Origin of the sequence: Geobacillus sp. TFV-3 (assembly GCF_009901865.1) — a bacterium.
In the GTDB taxonomy this organism is placed as follows: domain Bacteria; phylum Bacillota; class Bacilli; order Bacillales; family Anoxybacillaceae; genus Geobacillus; species Geobacillus thermoleovorans_A.
In genome coordinates this window covers 3,402,375-3,408,572 of record NZ_MPSP01000001.1, presented here as the reverse complement: position 1 = coordinate 3,408,572, position 6,198 = coordinate 3,402,375, and the positions used below count along the sequence as shown (strand labels likewise).

At 51.4% G+C, this 6,198-nt stretch carries 5 protein-coding genes and 1 pseudogene; all 6 read left to right on the top strand.

Annotated elements, in window-relative coordinates:
• The first annotated feature begins 478 nt into the window (after positions 1-478).
• The 6 genes and pseudogenes from rpmH to mnmG all read left to right on the top strand — a co-directional run bounded on the left by rpmH (position 479) and on the right by mnmG (position 6,184).
• A complete protein-coding gene (gene rpmH / locus BJQ97_RS17260) occupies positions 479-613 on the top strand; it encodes a 50S ribosomal protein L34 (protein ID WP_003253900.1) in 135 nt (44 codons plus the stop codon).
• A 79-nt stretch (positions 614-692) separates the two neighbouring features.
• The gene (gene rnpA / locus BJQ97_RS17255; RefSeq protein WP_160157503.1) at positions 693-1,058 is read left to right on the top strand and encodes a ribonuclease P protein component; all 366 of its coding nucleotides are present in this window, start codon (positions 693-695) and stop codon (positions 1,056-1,058) included.
• Between the two features lie 73 nt (positions 1,059-1,131).
• A complete protein-coding gene (gene spoIIIJ / locus BJQ97_RS17250) occupies positions 1,132-1,896 on the top strand; it encodes a YidC family membrane integrase SpoIIIJ (protein WP_160157502.1) in 765 nt (254 codons plus the stop codon).
• Positions 1,893-2,549, top strand: a complete 657-nt coding sequence (jag, locus tag BJQ97_RS17245) for an RNA-binding cell elongation regulator Jag/EloR (protein WP_160157501.1) — start codon at positions 1,893-1,895, stop codon at positions 2,547-2,549. The genes spoIIIJ and jag overlap by 4 nt, the downstream gene beginning before the upstream one ends.
• A 378-nt stretch (positions 2,550-2,927) precedes the next feature.
• Positions 2,928-4,276 (top strand): annotated as a pseudogene (gene mnmE / locus BJQ97_RS17240) (tRNA uridine-5-carboxymethylaminomethyl(34) synthesis GTPase MnmE).
• 18 nt (positions 4,277-4,294) lie between these two features.
• Complete coding sequence (gene mnmG, locus BJQ97_RS17235) at positions 4,295-6,184, top strand: tRNA uridine-5-carboxymethylaminomethyl(34) synthesis enzyme MnmG (RefSeq protein ID WP_160157500.1); 1,890 nt, start codon at positions 4,295-4,297, stop codon at positions 6,182-6,184.
• The last annotated feature ends 14 nt before the right edge of the window (positions 6,185-6,198 follow it).

The following is a 6,198-nucleotide window of genomic DNA, read 5'->3' as shown; positions in this document are numbered from 1 at the left end:
CCGTTGCCCCTCCCTTAAGTCAGAGGATGATCGTTTGTTTAAAAAAATAAGTTTGTGGAAAAAAACATATTAAGGAAATAAAGAAGCTTTTCGACAAAATCCACCATCTGTGGGTAACATCATTAACACGTTGTGAAAAAAATATCCACAACCTATCCACAAAATGTGGATAGATTCAAATTATCCACATGATTGTCCATAGTGAAAACACAATAATAATAGCAAATAAAACGGCCTGTTGCAACGGAATTTTTTTGATTATCCACAAAACGGACAGGGTGTGAAAAAATCATTATCCACACTATTGAACATGTGAAAAAATGTCAATAAATGTTGTGGATTGTTGATTAGGGAGAAAAAATTATCCACAATGCCGATCAAAGTTGGAAAAACGAAGAGGCGGTTGACATGTGCTAAGATTGTTCAATATAATGAGAAAGACTGCCCGTAACTGTTATTCCCTAGGGAGGTGTCATAGATGAAACGGACGTATCAACCGAATAGACGGAAGCGAAGCAAAGTGCACGGATTCCGCGCGCGCATGAGCACGAGAAACGGCAGAAAAGTGTTGGCGCGCCGCCGCCGCAAAGGAAGAAAAGTTTTGTCTGCATAATAGGCCACTGAAGTTTCAGTGGTCTTTTTTCTCAATATTTTGCGGCCGGGAAATTAGGTAAATGGAGTGTTTGGGGAGAATGAAAAAAAAGTATCGGATCAAGAAAAACGAAGAGTTCCAGGAAGTGTTTCAGAGGGGCGCTTCAACGGCCAACCGCCAGTTTGTCATCTACACGCTTGACCGCCCGGAGCAGCCTTATTTTCGCATCGGGCTGTCTGTCAGCAAAAAACTCGGCAAGGCTGTCGTCCGAAATCGAATCAAGCGATACATCCGCCAATGCTTCCTCGAATTGAAAGAGGAGATTGCCCCTGGCAAAGACTATGTCGTGATCGCTAGGCAGCCGGTGGCGCAGATGAATTATGCGGAAGTAAAAAAAAGTTTAACCCATGTGCTCCGGAAATCCGGAGGGCTGAAAAAAGGAGGCCAACCTTCGCATTCGGCTTGAAAAAATGCTCCACGGGGCAAAAAAAGATGGTAAAATACATACGTGAACTTGTATATGTGGGAGGAAAAAGAAGGTGAAAAGGCGAATCGGATTCATCATTTTGCTCGGTACGTTAGCGGCTGTGCTGGCCGGATGCACAGAAATTCATAAACCGATCACCCCGGAAAGCAAGGGATTTTGGAACGAGTATATCGTTTATCCGCTTTCTTGGCTGATCAAATATGTCGCCGGGCTGCTCGGCGGAAGCTTTGGATTGTCGATCATTGTCGTCACCATTTTAATCCGCTTATTGATTTTGCCGCTGATGATCCAACAGACGCGCAACGCGAAGGCGATGCAAGCGCTTCAGCCGGAAATTGAAGCGCTCCGCAAAAAATACAGCTCAAAAGACGCGCAAACTCAACAAAAGCTCCAGCAAGAGATGATGCTTTTATTCCAAAAGCACGGCGTCAACCCAATGGCGGGATGCTTCCCGATTTTGATCCAGATGCCGATTTTAATTGGATTTTACCATGCCATCATGCGGACGAGAGAAATTGCCCAACATAATTTTTTATGGTTTGACCTTGGCGAAAAAGACCCGTACTACATTTTGCCGGTCATTGCCGGCGTGACGACGTTCATCCAGCAGAAAATCATGATGGCCGGTTCCACTCAGCAAAATCCACAAATGGCGATGATGCTTTGGATGATGCCGATTATGATCGTCATTTTCGCGATCAACTTCCCAGCTGCTTTGTCGCTTTACTGGGTCGTCGGAAATATTTTCTCCATTGTGCAAACGTATCTCATTAAAGGGCCAGAGATTGCCGCCCATTCAGGAGGAGCGAAAAAGTGAAAGAAGTGACCGCGACTGCCCGGACAGTCGAAGAGGCGGTGCAGTTGGCGCTCGCGCAGCTTGGAGTGCCTCGAGAGCGTGCGGTTATTGTTGTGCTTGATGAAGGGAAAAGAGGTTGGTTTGGCTTGTTTGGCGGCCGGCCGGCCGTTGTGAAAGCCGTGCTGAAAATCGACCCCGTTGAGGAGACGGTTCGCTTTTTGCAGCAAGTCATCACGCAAATGGGGGCGGAAGGGGCAAGCATCGAAGCCGTCCGCCGCGGCAAGCAAGTGACGATTCATGTGCACGGGGGGCCGGTCGGTCTATTGATCGGCAAGCACGGGCAAACGTTAAACGCTCTTCAGTTTTTGGCGCAGCTCGTCGCCAACCGCCATGCTGACGAATACGTGTCGATTGCCGTCGATGTCGAAAATTACCGCGAACGAAGGGAAAAGGCGCTGATCGAACTGGCGCACAAGCTGGCTGCCCGGGCGGTGAAGACGGGAAAAGAAGTAAAGTTGGAGCCGTTGCCGGCGAATGAACGGAAGATCATCCATGCAGCGCTGGCTGACAACAAGCACGTCTTGACCTATTCCGTTGGCGTTGATCCGCACCGTTCGATTGTCGTCGCTCCGAAAACAGGCAAAATGTCGCCGAAAAAAGAGGCGCCTCGCTAAACTGTGTAGAGAGGCGGCCTCTTTTTTTACGGTATTGGCGCGGCCTGGAAGATTGGCGGTGGAAATGGGGGAAACGCTCCAGCAAGAGCTTCTTCAAATGGGAAACAGCGCAACGGTCTTTTTTTCTATCCGTCCAGATGATTGTGAAGCCATGACTAGTTTCCACCAACTTTTTTTGACGGCCGCCGCTTATATTTTTCAACAATCGCGTTGAGCGCGCCGTATTGTTATTCACATGTGGATAAGTTAAAATTGAACTAAGTGAATATGCACAAGGAAAAAAGCGGCCAAAACGGGCTGTGTATATAGAGAAAGCGGAGCAAAGAGAGGTGAACAGCTTTGACGGAATTTGATACGATCGCCGCTATTTCGACGCCGATGGGCGAAGGGGCGATTGCCATTGTTCGGTTGAGCGGAGATCAAGCGGTTGAGATCGCCGACCAGCTTTTCCGCAGCCCGAGCGGAAAGCGGCTCAAAGACGTTCCATCGCACACGATACACTACGGACATATCATCGATCCGAAAAGCGGACGGGTCGTTGAAGAAGTAATGGTATCGGTTATGCGCGCACCGAAGACGTTTACGCGCGAGGACGTGGTCGAGATCAACTGCCATGGCGGGTTTGTTTCCGTCAATCGGGTGCTGCAGCTCGTGCTGGCAAACGGGGCGCGGCTCGCCGAGCCGGGGGAGTTTACGAAGCGGGCGTTTTTAAATGGGCGCATCGATTTATCTCAAGCTGAGGCAGTCATCGACCTGATCCGCGCCAAAACCGACCGAGCGATGAACGTCGCCCTACAGCAAATGGAAGGGCGCCTGTCAAAATTGATTCGCGAGTTGCGGCAGACGATTTTGGAGACGCTGGCACATGTTGAAGTCAATATCGATTATCCGGAATACGATGATGTGGAAGAAATGACGCCGCGCCTTTTGCGGGAAAAGGCGGAATATGTGCGCGGGCAAATTGAAAAGCTGCTGTCGACCGCCGCGCAAGGAAAAATATTGCGCGAAGGGCTGGCAACGGTCATTATCGGGCGGCCGAACGTCGGCAAATCGTCGCTTTTGAATGCGCTCGCCCATGAAAATCGGGCGATCGTCACCGATATTCCGGGGACGACGCGCGACGTCATCGAGGAATATGTCAACGTCCGCGGCGTACCGCTTCGCTTGATCGATACGGCTGGCATTCGCGAAACCGAAGATGTCGTCGAACGGATCGGCGTCGAGCGCTCCCAGCAAATGTTAAAGCGGGCCGACTTAATTTTGCTCGTTTTGAATTATCATGAACCGCTGACAGAAGAGGACGAGCGGCTGTTTGCCATGATCGAGGGAATGGATGCCATTGTCATTGTGAATAAAACCGATTTGCCCCGGCGGATCGATATGGAGCGGGTGAAGGAGCTGGCGGCCGGCCGGCCGGTCGTGGGGACATCCCTGTTGCATGAACAAGGAATTGATGAACTGGAGAAGGCGATTGCTGACCTGTTTTTTGGGGGGAGCTGGAAGCTAGCGATTTGACATACGTTTCCAACTCTCGCCATATCGCCTTGCTCGAGCAGGCGAAAACAGCGATCGAAGATGCCTTGGCCGGCATTGACGCCGGCATGCCGGTTGATCTCGTCCAAATCGATTTGCGCCGGGCATGGGAGCTGCTTGGCGAAATCATCGGTGAGACGATCCATGAAAGCTTGATTGATCAGCTGTTTGCTCAGTTTTGTTTAGGAAAATAAGTGAGGAGGAAATGCCATATGGATTACCATGGAGGAACGTATGACGTCATTGTCGTTGGCGCCGGCCATGCCGGCTGCGAAGCGGCATTAGCTTCGGCGCGCATCGGGGCGAAGACGCTTGTCATTACGCTCAACCTCGATATGATCGCGTTCATGCCGTGCAACCCGTCGATCGGCGGCCCGGCGAAAGGAATCGTCGTGCGCGAAATCGACGCTCTCGGCGGGGAAATGGCAAAAAACATTGACAAAACATACATTCAAATGCGGATGCTAAACACCGGCAAAGGGCCAGCCGTCCGCGCGCTTCGGGCGCAAGCCGATAAAGTGCTGTACCAGCGGGAAATGAAAAAAACACTCGAAAATCAAGAAAATTTGACGCTTCTGCAAGGAAAAGTCGAGCGGCTCATTGTGGAAGACGGCGTCTGCAAAGGCGTCATCACCCATACAGGGGCGCATTATTACGCCAAGGCGGTCGTCGTTACGACCGGGACGTTTTTGCGCGGGGAAATCATCATCGGCGACATTAAATATTCGAGCGGCCCGAACAACCAGCAACCGTCGATTAAGTTGTCTGAGCATTTAGAAGAGCTTGGGTTTAAGCTTGTTCGCTTCAAAACGGGCACGCCTCCGCGTGTCAACAGCCGGACGATCGACTACAGCAAAACGGAAATTCAGCCCGGTGACAAGGAGCCGCGGGCGTTTTCGTACGAGACGACAAAATACATCACTGATCAACTGCCGTGCTGGCTGACGTACACGACGGAAGAAACACACCGCATCATCGATGAAAACTTGCACTTGTCGCCGATGTACTCCGGCATGATCAAAGGAACCGGGCCGCGCTATTGCCCATCGATCGAGGATAAAGTCGTCCGGTTCCACGATAAGCCGCGCCATCAAATTTTCCTCGAGCCGGAAGGGCGGGAAACGGAAGAAGTGTACGTGCAAGGGTTGTCAACAAGTTTGCCGGAACATATCCAGCGCAAGCTGCTCGAGACGATCCCGGGACTTGAGAAGGCGCAGCTCATGCGGGCTGGCTATGCGATCGAGTACGATGCCATCGTGCCGACGCAGCTATGGCCGACGCTCGAGACGAAGCTTGTGAAAAACTTGTATACCGCAGGGCAAATCAACGGCACGTCCGGCTATGAAGAAGCGGCGGGCCAAGGCATTATGGCCGGCATTAACGCCGCCCACCGTGCGCTCGGCCGCGAAGAAATCATTTTAAGCCGTTCGGATGCCTATATCGGCGTTTTAATCGACGACTTGGTGACGAAAGGGACGAATGAGCCGTACCGCCTGCTGACGTCGCGTGCCGAGTACCGGCTTTTGCTTCGCCATGACAACGCCGATTTGCGCCTGACCGAGCTCGGCTATCGGATCGGTCTCATTTCCGAAGAGCGGTATCAAAAATTTTTGGCGAAAAAAGAGGCGATCGAACGAGAGAAAAAGCGGCTGCAAACGGTGATCATCAAACCGACGCCGGAAGTGCAGGAAGTCATCCGTGAAGCGGGTGGAAGCGAGCTGAAAGACGGCATTCGCGCCGCCGATTTGCTCCGGCGCCCGGAGATGACGTACGAGCACATCCGAAAACTGGCGCCGGCTGACGAGGAGATCGCTCCGGAAGTGGCTGAGCAAGTCGAAATTCAAATCAAGTACGAGGGCTACATCCAAAAATCGCTCCAAGAAGTTGAACGGCTCAAAAAAATGGAAAACAAAAAAATCCCGGAAGATATCGATTACGACGCCATCCAAGGGCTTGCAACCGAGGCGCGGCAAAAGCTCAAACAAGTGCGCCCGCTCTCAATCGCCCAGGCGTCGCGCATTTCCGGCGTCAATCCGGCCGATATTTCGATATTATTAGTGTATTTGGAACAAGGAAGAATCGCGCGCGTGTCGAATGAATAAACAATTGAGGGAAA